This window comes from Nocardia sputorum (assembly GCF_027924405.1).
GTDB lineage: Bacteria > Actinomycetota > Actinomycetes > Mycobacteriales > Mycobacteriaceae > Nocardia > Nocardia sputorum.
In genome coordinates, this window is record NZ_AP026978.1 from 2,061,167 (window position 1) to 2,079,776 (window position 18,610).

Genomic DNA, 18,610 nt, shown 5'->3' on the forward strand with positions numbered 1-18,610 from the left:
ACCCGCTTTCCGTACCGGACGGCCGACCCAGGAGGCACACATGGCGAAGAAGAAAAAGGTGACGGATCCGGCCATACCCGGACCCGACGTCAGCCTGTTACTGACCTACGCCGGCTTCGCGATCTTCGGAACTCTCTGGCTCGCGCTGCATCTGGGCAACATGCTCGAGGGCAGCCCGCAGAAGGTCCCGTTCAACCCGATCGCCATCGCGGCGGATCTGGCGCGGGGCAAGTTGCGCTGGCCTGGCGCGGCCACGGCGATCGTGTTGCTGGTGATCCTGAGCGTGGTCGCGTATCTGGTGATCCGCAAGGAGCTGCAGAAGCGCCGGAGCAAGGGGAGGTTGCCGGTCGACGACAAGGCCGACGTGATGGGCAACGGCGGCGCCATCTCGATGCTCACCGAGGCGGGCGTCCGGGAGAAGGCCCAGCAGTTGGGCGTCAAACTCGGCTACGACGACGCTCCCGGTGTACCGATCGGCGTCGGTGTGGCAGACGGGGTGATGCTGTACGGCTCGTACGAGGATCTGCATTTGGACATCTGGGGCCCGCGCCAGGGCAAGTCGACGTCCCGGGTGATCCCGGCGATCCTCACCGCGATCGGTCCGGTGCTGGCCACCTCGAACAAGCGTGACGTGGTGGACGCGACCCGAGACGTGCGGGAGTCCAAAGGAAGTCCGACCTTCGTCTTCGATCCGCAGGGCGTGGCCGGAGAAGAGCCGACCTGGTTCTGGGATCCGCTGTCCTGGGTGGACGCCAAGCGGGAGGGTTGCGAGATGCGGGCGGCGCGGCTGGCGGGGCACTTCGCCGACGGCGACGACGGTAGTGACAGCAAGACCGACGCGTTCTTCGATCCCGAGGCCGAGGACCTGCTGGCCGGACTGTTCCTCGCCGCCGCGGTCGGCGATCGCAACGGCAGCAGGCCGATCGTGCAGGTGTGGGAGTGGGTGACCAATCCGCAGGACACCGAGCCCATCGAGCTCCTGCGCGCCGCCCGCCATCACTACACGGCCTCGGGCCTGTCCTCGCAGTACAACGCCGATCCACGAACGCGCAGTGGCATCTTCGGCACCGCCAAGAAGATGATCCGGTGCCTGAAATTGTCGAACGTGCACCCGTGGATCACCCGTGGCGGCGATCGCAGGGAGTTCGACGAACTGGAATTCCTGGAGAACAACGGAACGCTCTACAGCCTGTCGCTGGAAGGCCGTGGATCGGCCGCGCCGCTGGTGAGCGCACTCACCGAGGCGGTGGTGGACGTGGCGATGCGTAAGGCGTCGCAGTCGGCCGGTGGACGCCTGGCGATCCCGATGCTCGCGGTGCTCGACGAAGCCGCCAACGTGGTGCGCTGGAAGGACCTGCCGAAGCAGTACAGCCACTTCGGCTCGCGGGGCATCGTCGTGATGACGGTGCTGCAGTCCTGGGCCCAGGGCGCCCGGTGCTGGGGTGAGAGCGGCATGAACGCCTTGTGGTCGGCGGCGAACATCAAAGTACTCGGTAGCGGCGTGGACGACACCAAGTTCCTGCAGGAGCGTTCGGACGTGCTCGGCGAATACGATGCGATCTCGCAGTCGGTGTCCGAATCCAAGGGCGGCAAGAGCTATTCCCGCTCGCTGGGCTCGTCCAAGACGTTCTCCGTCAACGCCCTCGCGACGCTGCCGCGTGGCCGGGCGATCCTGTTCCCCTCCGGTGCGCCGCCGGTGCTCATCCGTACCGTGCCCTGGTGGGAGGGTGAGTACGCTGCCGATGTGAAACAGTCCATCTCGCGTCACGACCCGCAGCGCAAGACCGAGATCACCGACCTGATCGGCGCGCCCTCGCTCAGCAAGTCGACGCCGCCGCCGGAATACGGACAAGTCGAGGAGGTTCGGCCGCTGTGACCGAACAGCAGCAACAACCGATGATCTACTCGAGCGTGGTGGAGTTCGTCGAGAACTACCTCAGCCTGGTCTACCGGCGTCAGGTCACCGATCTCAGCGACACCGTGTGGTGCCCGGAGTGGTGGCAGCATGCCGAGGCGGTCGCCCGGCTGGACGCGCTGTGGCGGGCCTGGGAGCACTACAGGCTGGACGGGCGGACCGGACTGAGTGTCTGGTTCCTCGATCACGCGGACCCGCACATGTCGAAGCTGTTCGACCCCAAGGGGCCGTTCAAGTACTGCAGTGTGCGCAACGGCCACAAGGACATGCTGAGCCCGTTGCCGTTGAAATCGCCGCAGCACGGCATGTTCGGCGATCCCACGGTAGGCGACTTCCGCACGTAACCGACTGCGGTTGTCGCGGTGGTTCGAGACGACGAACGCCCGCCGGAATCCGGCGGGCGTTCGGTCGTCCGGCTACCTTGTGCGTTCCAGGCCGCGGGATTCCTGCTCCCTGGCCCTGGTGACCGACGGCGCCTGGTCGGGGCGGGAGCGCACGGCCTCGCCCGGCGGTTGCGCCTGCCCTACCTCGATCAGCATCCGCACGGCGGCGAGTTCCGGCGCCACACCCATTTTCGCGAGATGGGCCGCGATCGCCATGCGGCGTTCCTGGGAGTCGTACTGCAGAGCAGGCTTGGCGGCGGCATTGGCCGCCATCCGGGATGCCTCGGCCTGTGCGGAGAAGCGGTCTTTCTCCAGCGACACACCCTTTTCCGGGATCGGCTTCTCGATCAGCCGGGCCAGTTCGGTGTTGCGCGGATCCTTGGCCTTCGCGTCGCGCGCCTCGCGCAGCTGCAATTCCTTGGCCTCTTTGATCCGGGCCTCGGTGAGCTTGACGCGCGCTTCGGCTTCCTTCTGACCACGCTCGCGGGTCCGCAAGGCGACGAGCGTCGCAAGCTGCAACATTGTCCTCATCATGGCCGCGGTTTCCCGGCCGATGTCGTCCAGTTCCTCGGACATGGCTGCTCCCCGATGCTGCAGTGATCACTATGGATGATGGTGGTGCTTCGTTACGGACGCCGCCACGCGAACTGTAGTCCCGTGCAGCGGGTCCCGCCTGCAAACGTGGACACCCGGAGAACTTGTGGCGTGGCACTTCCTGTCCGGCGGATTGCCCGGCCGAGGCCGCGCTACGCTGCAAGAACTCCTTGTTTCGAGGTTACCTGACAAAGGTCGGCACAATCGAACGAGCTTGCTGCTTTATCAGCATATATCGCACATTTCCGGCGTGTCTCCGGGCGTGCCGGATGATCTTCGGACTGAGGGCACCCTAACCGAAGAAAGGCTCGACTGTCCGCACTTCGGCCGGACGGCGGTAGACATGGCTCGGGCCCGCTGCCGAGAGATCGGCGGCGGGCCCGAGTTCGTGCGTCAGCGATCGATGCGGACCGACTGGATGGTGACCGGCTGCTTGGGCTTGCCGTCACCGGGGCCGTTGGAGTCGTCCTGGCCCAGCGCGGCGATCTTGTCGAGCGTGCCGAGGCTGTTGTCGTCCACCGTGCCGAAGATCGTGTATTGCGGCGGGAGCTGGGAATCCGAGTACACGATGAAGAATTGGCTGCCGTTGGTTCCGGGGCCCGCGTTGGCCATGGCCAGCACGCCGCGCTTGTATGCGACCGGCTCGGAGGAGGCCGCGGGGTCGTTCGGAGCGTACTGATCGGTCGGGTATTCGTTGTCGAATTCGTAACCCGGCCCACCCATTCCGGTGCCCGTGGGGTCACCGCACTGCAGAACCTTCAGGCCCTCGCCCGCGGTCATGCGGTGACAGCTGGTGCCGTCGAAGTAGTTCTGTGCCGCCAGGCTGACGAAGCTGTTCACCGTGCACGGGGACTCGGCGTTGTTCAGGGTCAGCCCGATCGGGCCCTGGCTGGTCTCCATGCTGACGCTGACCTTGGCGTCGACGCCGGTGGTGGGGATGCCGTCGGCCTTCGGCTTGCTCGCCTGCTTGTCCGCGGGCTTGGCGCTGTCTCGATAGGTGCAGTCGACCGTCGCGGGCTTGGCCTTGGCCGACGGCGGCGCGGCCGCGGCGGGCGTGCTGGACAGCGAGGCGTCGGCAGCGTCGGAGCTGCTGTTGTCGTCGCCGCGGGTCAACAAGTACACCCCGGTCACGGCGGCGACCACCACGACGACACCGAGTACCGATCCGGCGATGGTGAGTTGCTTGCGCTTGCGCGCCCGCTCCGCCCGGTTGGCGAGCTGACGTTCCAGCTTGCGTTTCGCCGCTGCTCGTCGCTGTTCGTTGCTCGGCACTACCACGTTCCTCCCGTATCCGGTTACATCGGGATAAGAGTGTGCCATTCCTACCTGAGACTGCTCCGCAACCTTCCTGAGAGGCGGTTCGGCGAACCGGTTGGACTTGCGGGGCCGTAGTGGTGGAAACTGGAGCATCGTGACCAAGACCAGCAGCTTCTTCGCCCCGAAGGGGGTACCGGACTACGTGCCACCCGGCTCGGCCGAGTTCGTCGCGGTGCGCGACGGCCTGCTCCGCGCCGCCCGACTGGCCGGGTACGGGCATATCGAGCTGCCGGTCTTCGAGGACACGGGCCTGTTCGCTCGCGGTGTCGGCGAGTCCACCGACGTCGTCACCAAGGAGATGTACACCTTCCCCGACCGCGGCGATCGCAGCGTCACGCTGCGTCCCGAGGGCACCGCGGGGGTGATGCGCGCGGTCATCGAGCACGGCCTCGACCGCGGCCAGCTTCCGGTGAAGGTCTGCTACGCCGGTCCCTTCTTCCGGTACGAGCGGCCGCAGGCCGGACGGTACCGGCAATTGCAGCAGGTGGGCACCGAGGCGATCGGCGTCGACGATCCGGCGTTGGACGCCGAGGTCATCGCCATCGCCGATGCCGGATTCCGCGGCCTTGGCCTGGACGGTTTCCGGCTCGAGGTCACCTCGCTGGGTGACGAGACGTGCCGTCCGCAGTACCGCGAGCTGCTGCAGGATTTCCTGTTCCGGCTGCCGCTGGACGAGGAGACTCGGCGGCGTGCCCAGCTCAACCCGCTGCGCGTGCTGGACGACAAGCGGCCCCAGGTGCGCGAGATGACCGCGGACGCGCCCCTGATGATCGATCACCTCTCGGAGTCGGCCAAGGCGCACTTCGAGCAGGTGCTCGGCCACCTGGAGGCACTGGGTGTGCCGTACGTGGTGAACCCGCGCATGGTGCGCGGCCTGGACTACTACACCAAGACCACGTTCGAATTCGTGCACGACGGTCTCGGCGCGCAGTCCGGCATCGGCGGCGGCGGGCGCTACGACGGTCTCATGGCCGAACTCGGCGGCCAGCCGCTGTCGGGGATCGGGTTCGGTCTAGGTGTCGACCGCACCATGCTGGCGCTGGCGGCCGAGGGCAAGTCGGCGGGCGACCCGGCGCGCTGCGAGGTCTTCGGCGTGCCGCTCGGTGACGCCGCCAAGCAGCGGCTGGTGGTGGTGGCCGCGCAGCTGCGCGCGGCGGGCGTCCGGGTCGACCTGGCTTACGGTGGGCGCGGTGTGAAGGGCGCGATGAAGGCGGCCGATCGCTCCGGGGCGAAGTTCACCCTCGTACTCGGCGACCGTGACCTCGCGGAGAACGCCATCGGGCTCAAGGACATGGCGACCGGCGACCAGCGGCAGATTCCCCTGTCCGAGGTAGTCGGTGTGATCCGGGAGTCGCTGGCCGGGTAGCCGAGGTGGCGGGTGCGCTCGGCGCTGTCGGGTTTCGCGACGCGATCGCCGGGCGCGCGGTACTGTGCGTCGAACCCGTCGCCGGCCGGGCGGCGGGTGCGGTTACGTGACCGGCGCGCACAGTTCCGCCGCCGGAGTCGCGAGAGGGCGGAGTAGTGTCCACGAATTCTGATGACCAGCAGTCGATCGCGCCGGTCGGGCTCGATCTGGTCGCGCCCGAACTGTACGCGCCGATGTTGCGCCGCCTCGCGCTGGCCGCGTCGGGCATCGGTGTCGGCGCGGCGCTGCTGGCCGCGACCGTGGTGAGCTGGCCGATCGCCGCGGCCATCGGCGTCGTCGTCGGCGCGCCGACCGTCCTGTACGCCGTCGCGTTGCGCCGACGGCGAATGTGGCTGACCGGCAACACGATTCATGCCCGCAGACTGTTGGGGGAACGGCAGGTGGAGCTGTCGGAAGCGACCGGGGTCGAGATACTGGTGTTCCCGGCCCGATTGAGCCGGATCGCACTGCGGGTCACCGCGGGGGAGGTCTCCCAGGTCGTTCCACTGGCGATGTACACCGACGCGGGCAGCGGTCGCGAATTGCACCTGCTCGGATTGCGCAGGCTCGCGGATGCGCTCGCGGCCAGTCGATTGGCCGCGGCCGTAGCGGTTTCCGAGGTGCTGGTGCACCAGTTGCGGGCCGAGGCGCGCGACGCCGGGCTCGAGGAACGGCCGCTGTATCGCGCGGTGCGGCTGGCGCGGGCGAAGGACGTGGTGTCGCCGATCGTGCTGACCGACACCGAGGTCGCCACGCTCGCCTGACCCGGCGTCCCCGGGAAACGCTGTGCGGCAGCGTATCGGTCACTGTCGCGTAGCTCACCGTGGGCGTTCGGCGGCGGTGAGAGTGGCTAGGGTGGGCAGCAGGAATCCGCCGACCGCAAGGAGTTCGTCGTGAGCACCGCCGCTGGGACCGTGACCGTCACCGTGACCGGAGCCGCGGGCCAGATCGCCTACGGGATGCTGTTCCGGATCGCGTCCGGCGCGATGCTGGGCCCGGACACGCGCGTGCGCCTGCGGCTGCTGGAAGTCCCCGCCGCGGCGGCGTCGCTGGAGGGCGTCGCGATGGAACTGGAGGACGGCGCGTTCGGGCTGCTGGAGTCCATCGACATCAGCGACGACCCGTGGATCGGGTTCGCCGGCGCCGACATCGCGCTGCTCGTCGGCGCACGGCCGCGCACGGCCGGGATGGAACGCTCGGATCTGCTCGCCGCCAACGGCGCGATCTTCACCGAGCAGGGCGCCGCGATCAACGCCAGCGCCGCGGACGACGTGAAAGTGCTCGTCATCGGCAACCCCGCCAACACCAACGCCTTCATCGCCATGAGCAACGCGCCGGACGTGCCCGCCGAGCGTTTCACCGCCATGACCCGGCTCGACCACAACCGCGCCATCGCGCAACTCGCCGCGAAGACCGGTGCGCCCGCCGCCGACATCGCGCGGGTGGCGATCTGGGGCAATCATTCCGCGACGCAGTACCCCGATATCGCGCACGCCACCGTCGCCGGACGCCCCGCCCTCGATCTGATCGGCGATCCGGCGTGGCCGACCGAAGAGTTCGTGCCCACCGTGCAGCAGCGCGGCACCGCTATCATCCAGGCCCGCGGCGCATCGTCGGCGGCGAGTGCGGCCAGCGCCGCGATCGACCACATCCACGACTGGGTGCACGGCACCCGGGACGGCGACTGGGTGTCCATGGCGGTGCCCTCGGACGGCTCCTACGGTGTGCCCGCGGGGCTGATCAGCTCGTTCCCGGTCACCTGCGCGAACGGCGAGTACACGATCGTGCCCGATCTCGCGATCGACGAACTCGCCCGTCCCCGGATCGACGCCTCGGTCGCCGAACTGGAGCAGGAGCGCGACGCCGTCGTCGACCTCGGTTTCGTCAAGCGCGCCTGACCGGCTGCGCGGACGTTCGCCGCCCTGCGCAGCCGGGGCGGGTTATCCCACCGTCCAGGTCTCCGGCCCGGTGAGCAGGGACTGCAGCGAGTCGGGGCCGACCGGCTTCTGCTCGCGCGCGGTCTCGGTCTGGTAGCGCACCGCGTCGTCGTAGGTCGGTCGAGCGACGCTGCGGAAGATGCCGGTGACGACATGCTCGAGACCCTGGTCGCTCAGTCGCGACAGCGCGTAGGCGTACTCCGGGTCGTCGGCGTAGGCGTCGTGCACCACGATGTCGGACTCCGCGACGCTGTCGGCGCGGGCCACCGCGAGCCCGAAACCACGTCGCACGACGGCGAATTCGCCCTCGGCGCCGAAACGGATCGGCTCGGCGTGACGCAAAGGGATGAGATGGTCCGCGGCGTTCTCCCGCCGCAGCACGTCGAACGAGCCGTCGTTGAAGATGGGGCAGTCCTGCAGGATCTCCACGAACGACGTGCCGCGATGCTCGGCGGCGGCGCGCAGCACCTCGGTGAGTCCCGCGCGATCGGAGTCGAGCGCGCGAGCGGCGAAGGTCGCTTCCGCGCCGAGTGCCACCGACAGAGTGTTGAACGGGTGGTCCACGGAGCCCATCGGGGTCGACTTGGTGATCTTGCCTTGCTCCGAGGTGGGCGAGTACTGGCCCTTGGTCAGGCCGTAGATCCGGTTGTTGAACAGCAGGATCGTCATGTTCACGTTGCGGCGCAATGCGTGGATGAGGTGGTTGCCGCCGATGGACAGCGCGTCGCCGTCACCGGTCACCACCCAGACCGACAGGTCCGGCCTGCTGACCGCCAACCCGGTCGCGATCGCCGGCGCACGACCGTGGATGGAGTGGATGCCATAGGCCTCCAAGTAGTACGGGAAGCGGCTGGAGCAGCCGATCCCGGACACGAACATCAGATTCTCCCGGCGCAATCCGAGTTCGGCGAGGAAGCCGCGCACCGTCGCCAGGATCACGTAGTCGCCGCAGCCGGGGCACCAGCGCACCTCCTGATCGGAGGTGAAGTCCTTCACCTTCTGCGGTCCGTCCGCGGACGGCACCCCGGATACTCCGGTCAGTCCCAGATCGGTGCCAACCAGTGAGGTTTCCACGATGGTCATGCGTTACCCCCAGCCATGCGGTACGCGGCTGCCTCGCCTGCGCTCGGCCCGGCGCAGGGCTTCGGGCGGACGTCGTCCGGCAGCGTTCGATATGTGGCCTGCGCCCGCGCGGCGAAGACCTTGTTCTGTTCCATTTCCTCGATCGATCCGTCCAGCGCGGCGTCGATGACCCCGACCAGCTCCTGCGCGGAGAACGCGGTGCCCGCGATCTTCGTCCACGGTCGCACGTCGACCAGGTACTTCGCCCGCAACAGCGTGGCCAGCTGGCCGCCGTTCATCTCCGGCGCGACCACCACGCGATAGCGGCGCAGCACGTCGCCGAGGTTGGCGGGCAATGGATTCAGGTGCCGTAGATGTGCCTGGGCGACCGGGACGCCGCGCCGCCGCGCACGCCGGCAGGCCTCGCCGATCGGGCCGTAGGAGCTGCCCCAGCCGATCAGCAGCAGTTCGGCGGCGTCGTCCGGATCGTCGACCGCGAGATCGGGGACGCCGATGCCGTCGATCTTGGCTTGGCGCAGACGGACCATGAGTTCGTGGTTGGCCGGGTCGTAGGAGATGTTGCCGCTGCCGTCGGCCTTCTCCAGACCGCCGATGCGGTGCGCGCGGCCCTTCGTGCCCGGGACGGCGAGCGGGCGGGCGAGGGTGTCGGGGTCGCGCGCGTACGGCTGGAACGGGTCGGCCTCGTCGCCTTCCGGTTCGAAGGCCGGGTCGATCGGCTCCAGCTCGCTCACTTCCGGAATGGCCCACGGCTCCGAGCCGTTCGCGATCGCACCGTCGGACAGCAGCAGCACCGGAGTGCGGTAGGTGAGGGCGATCCGCGCGGCCTCCACCGCGGTGGCGAAGCAGTCGGCAGGGGAGCGCGGGGCCAGCACCGCCACCGGTGATTCGCCGTTGCGGCCGTAGAGCGCCTGCAACAGGTCGGCCTGCTCCGTCTTGGTCGGCAGGCCGGTCGACGGTCCGCCACGCTGCACGTCGATCACGACCAGTGGCAGTTCCGTCATCACCGCCAGGCCGATGGTCTCGCTCTTGAGCGCGAGTCCGGGACCGGACGTGCTGGTGACGCCCAGCGCGCCGCCGAGCGAAGCGCCCAGCGCCGCGCCGATCCCGGCGATCTCGTCCTCGGCCTGGAACGTGGTGACGCCGAAGTTCTTGTGCTTGCTCAGCTCGTGCAGGATGTCCGAGGCCGGCGTGATGGGGTAGGTGCCGAGGAAGACGGGCAACCCCGCGAGCCGGCCCGCGGTGATCAGGCCGTAGGCGAGCGCGGTGTTGCCGGTGATCTGGCGATAGGTGCCGGGCGGCAGCTTGGCGGGCGCGATCTCGTAGGTGGTGGCGAAGCTCTCGGTGGTCTCGCCGTAGTTCCAGCCCGCACGGAACGCCAGGATGTTGGCCTCCGCGATGTCCGGCTTGGTCGCGAACTTCTCCCGCATGAACTGCTCGGTGCCGCCGATCGGGCGCCCGTACATCCAGGACAGCAGGCCGAGAGCGAACATGTTCTTCGCGCGCTGCGCGTCCTTCTTGCCGACGCCGGTCGATTCGGTGGCGCCAAGGGTCAGCGAGGTCATCGGGACGCGGTGCACCACGAAGTCCGACAGTGTGTCGTCGGCCAGCGGGTCGGCGGGATAGCCGACCTTGGCGAGGGCGCGCTTGGTGAACTCGTCGGTGTTGACGATGACCGTGGCGCCGCGCGGCAGATCCTCCAGGTTCGCCTTGAGCGCGGCGGGGTTCATCGCGACCAGCACGTCGGGCTGGTCACCCGCGGTGAGGATGTCGTAGTCGGCGATCTGGATCTGGAAGGACGAGACGCCGGGCAGCGTGCCTTGGGGCGCCCGGATCTCGGCGGGGAAGCTGGGCTGGGTGGCCAGGTCGTTGCCGAAGGCGGCGGCCTCATGGGTGAAGCGATCGCCGGTCAGCTGCATTCCGTCGCCGGAGTCCCCGGCGAACCGAATGACGACCTTTTCCAACTTCGCTGTGCCGACATCGTTTTGGTGTGAAACCATATGCCTGCTTCACTTCCTCGTCGCTGAGAGGTGCCATCGCCAAACTACTCCGTCGAACGCGGTGCGCGCCTCCGAAGCGCGCGGACCGGCGAGATCCGGCGAGGATGGCGTCAGGCGAACAATGCCAGCTGCGCGCCGGTCGTGTGCGCGGTTTCGGGTCGTGTCTCCGGTTCGGCTTGCCCGCGGCCCGTCAAACCGTGCTCCGCCAGCAGCGGAGCGACCCGCGCGCGCAACCAGGCGGAGTACTCCGGCGTGACGTAGGCCCCGTGGCGGTACAGCTGGCGGTATCGCCGCAGCAAGGCCGGATGGTGCTCGGCCAGCCAGGACAGGAACCAGCCCCTGGTGCTGCCGCGCAGATGCATGGGGAACGCGACGGCCGAGTCCGCCCCGGCCTCGGCGATCGCGCCGAAGATCGCGTCCAGGTGGGCGCGGCCGTCGGTGAGGCACGGGATCACCGGTGCGACCAGGACGTTGACCGCGAATCCCGCTTCGGTGAGCGCGCGCACCAACTCCAGCCGGGCCCGGGGTGACGGCGTGCCGGGCTCCAGACTCCGGTGCAGATCCTGGTCCAGGATCGCGATGGACACCGCGAGGCTCACGCGCACCTCGCGGGCGGCCGCGGTGAGCAGCGGAAGGTCGCGGCGCAGGAGGGTGCCCTTGGTGAGGATGGAGAAGGGCGTGCCGGATTCGGCCAGTGCGCGAATGATGCCCGGCATCAACCGATACCGCCCCTCGGCGCGCTGGTAGGGATCGGTGTTGGTGCCCAGCGCCACCGGTTCGCGGCGCCAGGAGCGCCTGGCGAGCTCTTTGCGCAGCACCGCGGCGACATTCGTCTTCACCACGATCTGCGAGTCGAAGTCCCGGCCCGCGTCCAGGTCCAGGTACTCGTGGGTGCCGCGCGCGAAACAGTAGCGGCACGCGTGCGAACACCCGCGCATGGGATTGACCGTCCAGTGGAACGGCACGTTCGCGCCCTCGGGCACCCGGTTCAGCGCGCTCTTGCACAGCACCTCGTGGAACGTGATGCCGTCGAACTCCGGCGTCTGCACGGTGCGCACCAGACCGGCCCGGGACAGCCCGGGCAAGGCGCCGTCCTCGGCGTCCAGGGTCTGGCTTTGCCACCGCACATCTTCAGTCGAACATGTGTTCTATCTGCTGTCAAGCAATCTGCCTGGTGTCCGGCGGGGCGAGCCGGTCCGGGTCGGCGAAGAAGGCGACCAGGTCGCGCACCGTATCGTCGAGCGGGCGCGGCTGGTAGCCGAGTTCGCTCGCGGCCTTGCCGTGGTCGACGACCGGCGCGGAGATCAGCGCGCCCAGCGCCGCCTTGGAGACGATGTCGGAGTTGAACAGCTTGCCGAGCGGCGCGAGCACCGGGATGACGCCGGACACCAGCTTGGGGGAGATAGCGAACTTCGGGCCCCGCTTGCCGCCATGGGTGGCCGCGACGCGGCACAACTCGAGCATCGAGATCATCGACCCGCCGAGCAGGTAGTTCTCGCCGGTCCGGCCGTGCTCGCCGGCCAGGATCAGGCCCTCGGCGACGTCGCGCACGTCCACGAGATCGAATCCCCCGCCGATCATGGCCGGTACGCGCCCGAGCGCCGCGTCCTTGAGCGTCCGATTGATGCGCGACAGCGGCTTGCTGTAGTCCAGGGGGCCGAACACGCCGGTGGGGTTGCACAGCACGGCGTCCAGGCCCTGCTCGATCACCTTGCGCAGCGCGATCTCGCCCGCCCATTTCGACCGGTCGTAGACCGGCAGCGCGGGGTCGGTCGAGCGGGGCGCGTTCTCATCGATCCGGCCGCCACAGCTGTACTGGTTGAACGCGTGGATCGAGCTGGCGTGCACCATCCGCCGGGCGCCGACGGCCAGCGCCGCTTCGGCGACCACGCGGACGCCCTCGGTGTTCACCCGCCAGGCGAGATCGTTCTTCTCGGCCAGGGTGATGACGGCGACCAGGTGGTAGACCACCTCGGCGCCGCTCAGCGCGGCGCGCATCGACGCCGGGTCGAGCACGTCGCCCCGCAGCCAGGTGACACCGGGCGCCGCCGGCTCGGCGGGGATCGCCCGATCGATGGCCGTGACCTGATGGCCGCGCTCGGTGAGGAGGCGGAGCAGATTCGTGCCAAGGTAGCCGGCTGCGCCGGTCACTGCGACCTTCATGGGACAGAGAATATAGAACTTGTTCTAATTTGCAACACGTTCCAGTTCTGTTTCGTCGTCCTGGCCCGCGCAGTGCGTTCGGGCTCGAAACTTGCCGGTCGGGTCGGCTATATTGAGCGCAACCGTAGCGGCCCTTGCCGATTCGGCAGGGCGCGAGCGGATCACAACTGCACGACGCGGATTCGTACGACGATGTGGGGGGCAACTCGATGAGTGATCTCTCGGTAGAGACCGAAGCGGTCCGGGCGTTCGCCGCCACGAACGCCGGTATCGCCGGTGATCTCGCGGGGGCGGGCAATTTCGACGCGGTGCAGAACGTCGCCGCGCTCGTTCCGGTGTTCGGTCTGATCGGGGCGGACTACTTGGCGATGTTCGCCGCGGCGCAGGTGCTGCAGGCCAAGGACATCAACGACCTGTCGGCCAAGTACGCCAAGCTCTCGGATTCGGCGTTCAGCGCCGCCGCGGCCTACGACGCGGTCGACTGGTCCAACGCGGGCGCGCTCGGGTCGATCGCGGGCCAGATCGGGGGCGCGGTATGAGACCGCTCGACAGCGGGGTCATCGCCCCGGAGGACCATGCCGTCGCGCACGCGGCCGAGCAGAACGTCGCCATCGGCCAGCAGTCCGTGCTGGACGCTCTGCACAACGCGCCGGCCCAGGGGGTGCCGGACCTGTCGTTGCCGCAGCTGCCCGAGGATCTGCCGCCCATCGAGCCGCCCGCGTTCGTGCTGTCGCGCAAGATCTCCGATGATCAGCAGTCGGCAGGCGCCCTGCCCGGCGGTCTACCCGGGTTGAACGGCACGCCGGGCGCCGAGGATGTGCCCGGCATCCCGCACGAGGTGTCCGCGCTGCTCGGCGACACGAGTACCGCGGTGAATCAGATCGCGGCGCCCGCGGTCGAGGCGGCGGTCGATCAAGCGCACGGCGTGCTGAACGGAGCGCTCGCCGACGCGCCGAGCGCGATCGCCAGCACGGTGAACCAGGCGGCGGCAGCGGCAGGAACGCTGCCGCCCTTGCCCGCCGACCCGGTGGCCGCGCTGATGCAGGGTGTCGCGGTCCCAGCGCTGCCCGGCGTCGACGTCCTGATGAAACCGATCCTGGACCTGCTGAGCAGCTTCGGCACCGGCGTCATCGGCGCGTTCGACCCGACCGCCATCCTGAGCCAATCCTCCAAGGTCATCGAGATGGCCATGCAGGTCGGCAAGGGCAGCATCGGCACGGTCGAGCAGTTGTGGCAGAGCCAGGCCGCGCGCAACGCCCAGGCCGCAGGCCAGCAGGCGAACGTGGAGGGGCAGCAGACCAGCCAGCGGGGCATCGACATCTCCGAACTCACCCAGCGCGCCGCCGCGGTGGTGCAGCAGGGCAACGCGCAGCTGCTGGGCATCGCCTCGTCGTTCGCCACCCAGGCGACCGCGCTGGCGCCGGTGATCCTGACTCCGCCCGCCCAGGCGACGTTGATCGCCTCGGCCACCGAACACCTCGGCCACGCCGTCAGCGTGGCCAACGCCACCCGCGGCGACCTGGCGGGCAAGACCGCCGAACTCAGCGGCATGGTGCAGCAGCTGGTGGCGCCGGGCGGCGGCCCGGCGCCGCAGGAGGTCGCCCAGGCGCTGGCGGAGAACATCGGCCAACCGATCCTGGAACAGGCGCAGTCGACCGCGTCCGACACCGCGACGCAGGCGGCCGGTCTGGACTCCGCCACTCCGGGGACGTCGAGCCCCACGACCACGCCGTCGTCGGTGCACAGCCCCAGCAGCACCAGCCACGGCACCCCGAGCAGTCTGCTCGGCACCAGCCACGGCCGGCCCGGAAGTCCGAGCACGCCCTCGGTCCCCAAGGCAACCGGTCTTCCCGGCAGTACGGTGCCGATCCGTCCGGTGGCGGGCGTCCCGGGCACTTCGCTCGGAACCGGCACACCCGCCGGCACCACACCCGCCGGATCGAGCAGCTTCATGGGTGGCCCGGCCGCGGCGGGGCAGCGCAGCAACGACGAGGAACACTCCCGCACGGTGCAGCCGTACTCGAGCCCGACGGGGAACGACGACCTCACCGGTCCGCTGGGCGAGTCCACGCCGGACGTGATCGGCGCGACGCACTCGGACGAGATCATCAGCTCGGACTACGAGCAGGATCAGTTCTGACGCGACGGAGGAAGGCGACCCGCCGCACCCGGCCCGAACGAGCGGTTCGGGCCGGGTGACCAGCGGGTATCAGTCCTGAACGAACGAGTTGAGCAGTTTCCGGTAGAGATCGGCGAAGCGTTTGCGGGCGGCCTGCTGCTCGGCGCCGAGCCCGTCGGTGGTCTCCGGCGAGTACACCACCAGATGCACGTCGTCCGCGGGCGACTGCGGCATGTAGTCGATGATCCGGCTGCTCTGGTCGGTGGCTTTCGGCACGCCGAGGTCCGCCGCGGCGAGCGCTTTGGTCTCCGCCAGCGCAGCACTCAGCACGTCGGACGGGATATGGCCGTCGATCCGCTTCGGGGGTGTCTCGGGACGCCGATCCGCGGCCACGGCATCGGGACTGCTGACCGCGCGGCCGTCGGCGAAGATCTCCAGCTGCGGGCGTAGATCCGTGCGGGCCTGCCAGCCGTCCGGAATGGTGGTCAGGGTGAACAGCGCCAGCGGCGCGGCGATCGGCGGTAGCGCACTGGGCCGGTCCACGGCCGGGTCGGCCGTGGCGGCGCCCGAGCCCGCCGCGACGATCAGCATCACAACCAGCAGAACGGCTTTCGTTACTCGCATCGATCCCATCTTCCGGTGCTGTCCCTGTCCGCCTGCGGCGCAGGCGAACTGCCGTAGATCATGACAGCGCGCCGGCCCTGGCGGGACTCGGCGCGCTGTATCGATCGGATCCGGTGCTACCGCAGACCGGACGGGTTGTTCAGGTCCGGCGCCGAGTAGGTGTCGCAGGCCCGGACCTGACCGGTCTTGTAGCCGGTGAGAAACCACTTCTGTCGCTGCGCGGACGAGCCGTGGGTCCACGCTTCGGGATTCACCCGGCCCTGGGCGGCGCGTTGGATGCGGTCGTCGCCGACCGCGGCGGCCGCCGAAAGCGCGTCATCGACGTCCTTGTCCGACAGCGGTTTCAGGAACGGCTGGTCGCTGCCCGGCGCCGGTTGCTTGTCCGCGAAATGGGCCCAGATGCCGGCGTAGCAGTCGGCCTGCAGTTCGGTGCGGACCGCGTCCGAGTCCGCCCCGCGCGGATCACGCTGCGCGCGCCCGATGTCGCCGAGCAGATTCTGGATGTGATGGCCGATCTCGTGCGCCACCACGTACTCCTGCGCGAGCGGGCCGCCGCTGGAACCGAAACGGTCCACCAGCTCCTGGAAGAAGGTGGTGTCGAAGTACGCGGTCCGGTCGGCCGGGCAGTAGAACGGCCCGACCTCGCTGGTGGCATTGCCGCATCCGGTCGAGGTGGCACCGGAGAAGAGCACGACCTTCGGCTCCGCGTAGCGCTTGCCCGCCTGCTTCGGCAGTTCGGCCGACCACACGGCATCCAGGCTCTGCGCGGTGAGCGCCACCCGGCAGTCGACGTACTTGTTGGCGTCCGCACCGGTCTTGCAGTGGCTCGGCGTGCCTGCCGTGCCCGGCTCGGTCTGGCTCTGGTCCGGCGAGCCGGTGAAGTTGCCGAGGATGGAACCGGGGTCGCCGCCCAGCAGCAGCGCCAGCACCAGCACGATGAGTCCGCCCGCGCCGCCACCCAGCGCGAGCTTGCCGCCCATGCCGGGACCGCCGGACGATACCCGGTCGGGGTCGATCTGCATGCCCTCGTTGAAGGTCATCGTCGTCGCTTTCTCGCTCGTCCCCCGGGGCACCCAACCCTCGGTTGTCCGGGCACCGGGGACACACTCTCCCTCCGATACAGCTTGGCACGGGCGCGTCGATATCGGTTTCCACTCCGGGAATGTGTCTCACTACGATGGACTCGCACCTGGTCACACCGCGCCCGGTGCCAGAGTCGTCGAAAGGAACCCCGTGCTGCGCACCCACTTGGCTGGTTCGCTGCGAAGCGAGCATGCCGGTCAGACCGTCACCCTCACCGGCTGGGTGGCCCGGCGGCGTGACCACGGTGGGGTGATCTTCATCGATCTGCGCGACGCGTCCGGCGTCGCCCAGGCGGTGTTCCGGGAGGGCGAACCCGCCGAACAAGCGCACCGGCTGCGCGCGGAGTACTGCGTGCGCGTCACCGGCACCGTGGAGCCGCGGCCGAGCGGCAACGAGAACCCGGAACTGCCGACCGGCGCCATCGAAGTGAACGTCACCGAGCTCGAGGTGCTGAACGAGAGCGCCCCGCTGCCGTTCCAGCTGGACGAGCAGCCCGGTGAGGAAGCGCGCCTGAAGCATCGCTACCTGGACCTGCGCCGCGAAGGCCCGGCGCACGCCATCCGGCTGCGGTCCAAGGTCAACGCGGCCGCGCGCGAGGTGCTCGCCCGCCACGAATTCATCGAGGTCGAGACCCCGACGCTGACGCGGTCCACCCCCGAGGGCGCTCGTGACTTCCTGGTGCCCGCGCGCCTGCAGCCGGGCAGCTTCTACGCCCTGCCGCAGAGCCCGCAGCTGTTCAAGCAGCTGCTGATGGTCGGCGGCATCGAACGCTACTTCCAGATCGCGCGGTGCTATCGGGACGAGGACTTCCGCGCCGACCGTCAGCCGGAGTTCACCCAGCTCGACATCGAGATGAGCTTCGTGCGCCAGGAGGACGTCATCCTGCTGGCCGAGGAGATCCTGGTCGCGCTGTGGAAGCTGGTGGGCTACGAGATCCAGACGCCGATCCCGCACATGACGTATGCCGAGGCCATGCGCCGCTTCGGTAGCGACAAGCCGGACCTGCGTTTCGGTGTGGAGATCACCGAGTGCACCGAGTATTTCAAGGAGACCCCGTTCCGGGTGTTCCAGGCGCCCTACGTCGGCGCGGTGGTCATGCCGGGCGGCGCGAGCCAGCCGCGGCGCCAGCTCGACGCCTGGCAGGAATGGGCCAAGCAGCGCGGCGCCAAGGGGCTGGCGTACGTCCTGGTGAACGAGGACGGCACGCTGGGCGGCCCGGTCGCCAAGAACCTCAGCGACGCCGAGCGCGAGGGGTTGGCCAAGCACGTCGGCGCGGTGCCGGGTGACTGCGTGTTCTTCGCCGCGGGCGCGGCGAAGGCGCAGCGTGCGCTGCTGGGTGCGGCGCGCGTCGAGATCGCCCGCAAGGTCGGACTCATCGACGAGGACGCTTGGTCGTTCGTGTGGATCGTGGACGCGCCGCTGTTCGAGCCGACCGTCGAGGCGACCGCGAGCGGCGATGTGGCGGTGGGTCATTCCGCTTGGACCGCCGTGCATCATGCGTTCACCTCGCCGAAGCCGGAGTCGCTGGACACTTTCGACACCGACCCGGGCTCGGCGCTGGCCTACGCCTACGACATCGTCTGCAACGGCAACGAGATCGGCGGCGGGTCGATTCGTATTCATCGCCGTGACGTGCAGGAACGCGTCTTCGAGGTGATGGGCATCACCCACGAGGAGGCGCAGGAGAAGTTCGGCTTCCTGCTGGACGCCTTCGCGTTCGGCGCGCCGCCGCACGGCGGCATCGCCTTCGGCTGGGATCGGGTCACCGCGCTGCTGGCGGGGGAGGACTCGATCCGCGAGGTCATCGCGTTCCCGAAGACCGGCGGCGGCGTCGACCCGCTGACCGACGCGCCCGCGCCGATCACCGAGCAGCAGCGCAAAGAGGCCGGGCTGGACGTCAAGCCGGAGCAGAAGAAGGGGCACAACCCCGAGACCGCGTCGTAGCGGGCCGTCGCAAGAACGGTACCTTTCCGGTCAGCCGCGTCCGTCA

General features: G+C 69.1%; 16 protein-coding genes. 8 read left to right on the forward strand and 8 right to left on the reverse strand.

Annotation, left to right across the window (positions count from 1 at the left end; translation table 11 throughout):
- Window positions 1-40: 40 nt before the first annotated feature.
- Both QMG86_RS09540 and QMG86_RS09545 read left to right on the forward strand, forming a co-directional pair.
- Window positions 41-1,876 (forward strand): type IV secretory system conjugative DNA transfer family protein, encoded by a 1,836-nt coding sequence (locus QMG86_RS09540; RefSeq protein WP_281878962.1) that lies wholly within the window; start codon window positions 41-43, stop codon window positions 1,874-1,876.
- Window positions 1,873-2,259, forward strand: a complete 387-nt coding sequence (locus QMG86_RS09545; RefSeq protein ID WP_281878963.1) for a DUF4913 domain-containing protein — start codon at window positions 1,873-1,875, stop codon at window positions 2,257-2,259. Before QMG86_RS09540 ends, QMG86_RS09545 begins: the two co-directional genes overlap by 4 nt.
- A 72-nt stretch (window positions 2,260-2,331) precedes the next feature.
- On the opposite strand, the gene QMG86_RS09550 is transcribed toward QMG86_RS09545, so the two are convergent.
- Both QMG86_RS09550 and QMG86_RS09555 read right to left on the reverse strand, forming a co-directional pair.
- Window positions 2,332-2,874, reverse strand: a complete 543-nt coding sequence (locus QMG86_RS09550; RefSeq protein ID WP_063017590.1) for a hypothetical protein — start codon at window positions 2,872-2,874, stop codon at window positions 2,332-2,334.
- 411 nt (window positions 2,875-3,285) lie between these two features.
- On the reverse strand, window positions 3,286-4,164 hold the full coding sequence (locus tag QMG86_RS09555; protein WP_281878965.1) for a peptidylprolyl isomerase: 879 nt from the start codon (window positions 4,162-4,164) through the stop codon (window positions 3,286-3,288).
- Between the two features lie 139 nt (window positions 4,165-4,303).
- On the opposite strand from QMG86_RS09555, the gene hisS reads away from it, so the two are divergent.
- From hisS to QMG86_RS09570, 3 genes are all read left to right on the forward strand, one after another.
- On the forward strand, window positions 4,304-5,575 hold the full coding sequence (gene hisS / locus QMG86_RS09560; RefSeq protein ID WP_281878966.1) for a histidine--tRNA ligase: 1,272 nt from the start codon (window positions 4,304-4,306) through the stop codon (window positions 5,573-5,575).
- Window positions 5,576-5,730: 155 nt separating this feature from the next.
- A complete protein-coding gene (locus tag QMG86_RS09565) occupies window positions 5,731-6,378 on the forward strand; it encodes a hypothetical protein (protein WP_281878967.1) in 648 nt (215 codons plus the stop codon).
- A 129-nt stretch (window positions 6,379-6,507) separates the two neighbouring features.
- Entirely contained in the window at window positions 6,508-7,512 is a 1,005-nt protein-coding gene (locus tag QMG86_RS09570; protein WP_357435927.1) for a malate dehydrogenase, read from the forward strand.
- A gap of 42 nt (window positions 7,513-7,554) precedes the next feature.
- Here QMG86_RS09570 and QMG86_RS09575 read toward each other — a convergent pair whose 3' ends face one another.
- The 4 genes from QMG86_RS09575 to QMG86_RS09590 form a co-directional block, all read right to left on the reverse strand.
- Window positions 7,555-8,634 (reverse strand): 2-oxoacid:ferredoxin oxidoreductase subunit beta, encoded by a 1,080-nt coding sequence (locus QMG86_RS09575; protein WP_281878968.1) that lies wholly within the window; start codon window positions 8,632-8,634, stop codon window positions 7,555-7,557.
- Window positions 8,631-10,631, reverse strand: a complete 2,001-nt coding sequence (locus QMG86_RS09580) for a 2-oxoacid:acceptor oxidoreductase subunit alpha (protein WP_281878969.1) — start codon at window positions 10,629-10,631, stop codon at window positions 8,631-8,633. The genes QMG86_RS09575 and QMG86_RS09580 overlap by 4 nt, the downstream gene beginning before the upstream one ends.
- A 110-nt stretch (window positions 10,632-10,741) precedes the next feature.
- Window positions 10,742-11,758 carry an Rv2578c family radical SAM protein gene (locus QMG86_RS09585; protein ID WP_281878971.1) on the reverse strand — a complete coding sequence of 339 codons (1,017 nt, stop codon included), beginning with the start codon at window positions 11,756-11,758 and terminating at the stop codon, window positions 10,742-10,744.
- 31 nt (window positions 11,759-11,789) lie between these two features.
- The gene (locus tag QMG86_RS09590) at window positions 11,790-12,794 is read right to left on the reverse strand and encodes an NAD-dependent epimerase/dehydratase family protein (RefSeq protein ID WP_281878972.1); all 1,005 of its coding nucleotides are present in this window, start codon (window positions 12,792-12,794) and stop codon (window positions 11,790-11,792) included.
- 209 nt (window positions 12,795-13,003) lie between these two features.
- Between QMG86_RS09590 and QMG86_RS09595 the strand changes: the two genes are divergently transcribed.
- Window positions 13,004-13,333, forward strand: a complete 330-nt coding sequence (locus tag QMG86_RS09595; protein WP_159837869.1) for a type VII secretion target — start codon at window positions 13,004-13,006, stop codon at window positions 13,331-13,333.
- A complete protein-coding gene (locus tag QMG86_RS09600) occupies window positions 13,330-14,934 on the forward strand; it encodes a hypothetical protein (protein ID WP_281878973.1) in 1,605 nt (534 codons plus the stop codon). The genes QMG86_RS09595 and QMG86_RS09600 overlap by 4 nt, the downstream gene beginning before the upstream one ends.
- 69 nt (window positions 14,935-15,003) lie before the next feature.
- Here QMG86_RS09600 and QMG86_RS09605 read toward each other — a convergent pair whose 3' ends face one another.
- Both QMG86_RS09605 and ypfJ read right to left on the reverse strand, forming a co-directional pair.
- Window positions 15,004-15,537 (reverse strand): hypothetical protein, encoded by a 534-nt coding sequence (locus QMG86_RS09605; protein ID WP_281878974.1) that lies wholly within the window; start codon window positions 15,535-15,537, stop codon window positions 15,004-15,006.
- A gap of 116 nt (window positions 15,538-15,653) precedes the next feature.
- Complete coding sequence (gene ypfJ, locus QMG86_RS09610; protein WP_281878975.1) at window positions 15,654-16,577, reverse strand: KPN_02809 family neutral zinc metallopeptidase; 924 nt, start codon at window positions 16,575-16,577, stop codon at window positions 15,654-15,656.
- Window positions 16,578-16,770: 193 nt separating this feature from the next.
- Between ypfJ and aspS the strand changes: the two genes are divergently transcribed.
- Window positions 16,771-18,564: an aspartate--tRNA ligase gene (aspS, locus tag QMG86_RS09615; protein WP_281878977.1), complete on the forward strand. Its 1,794-nt coding sequence runs from the start codon at window positions 16,771-16,773 to the stop codon at window positions 18,562-18,564.
- The last annotated feature ends 46 nt before the right edge of the window (window positions 18,565-18,610 follow it).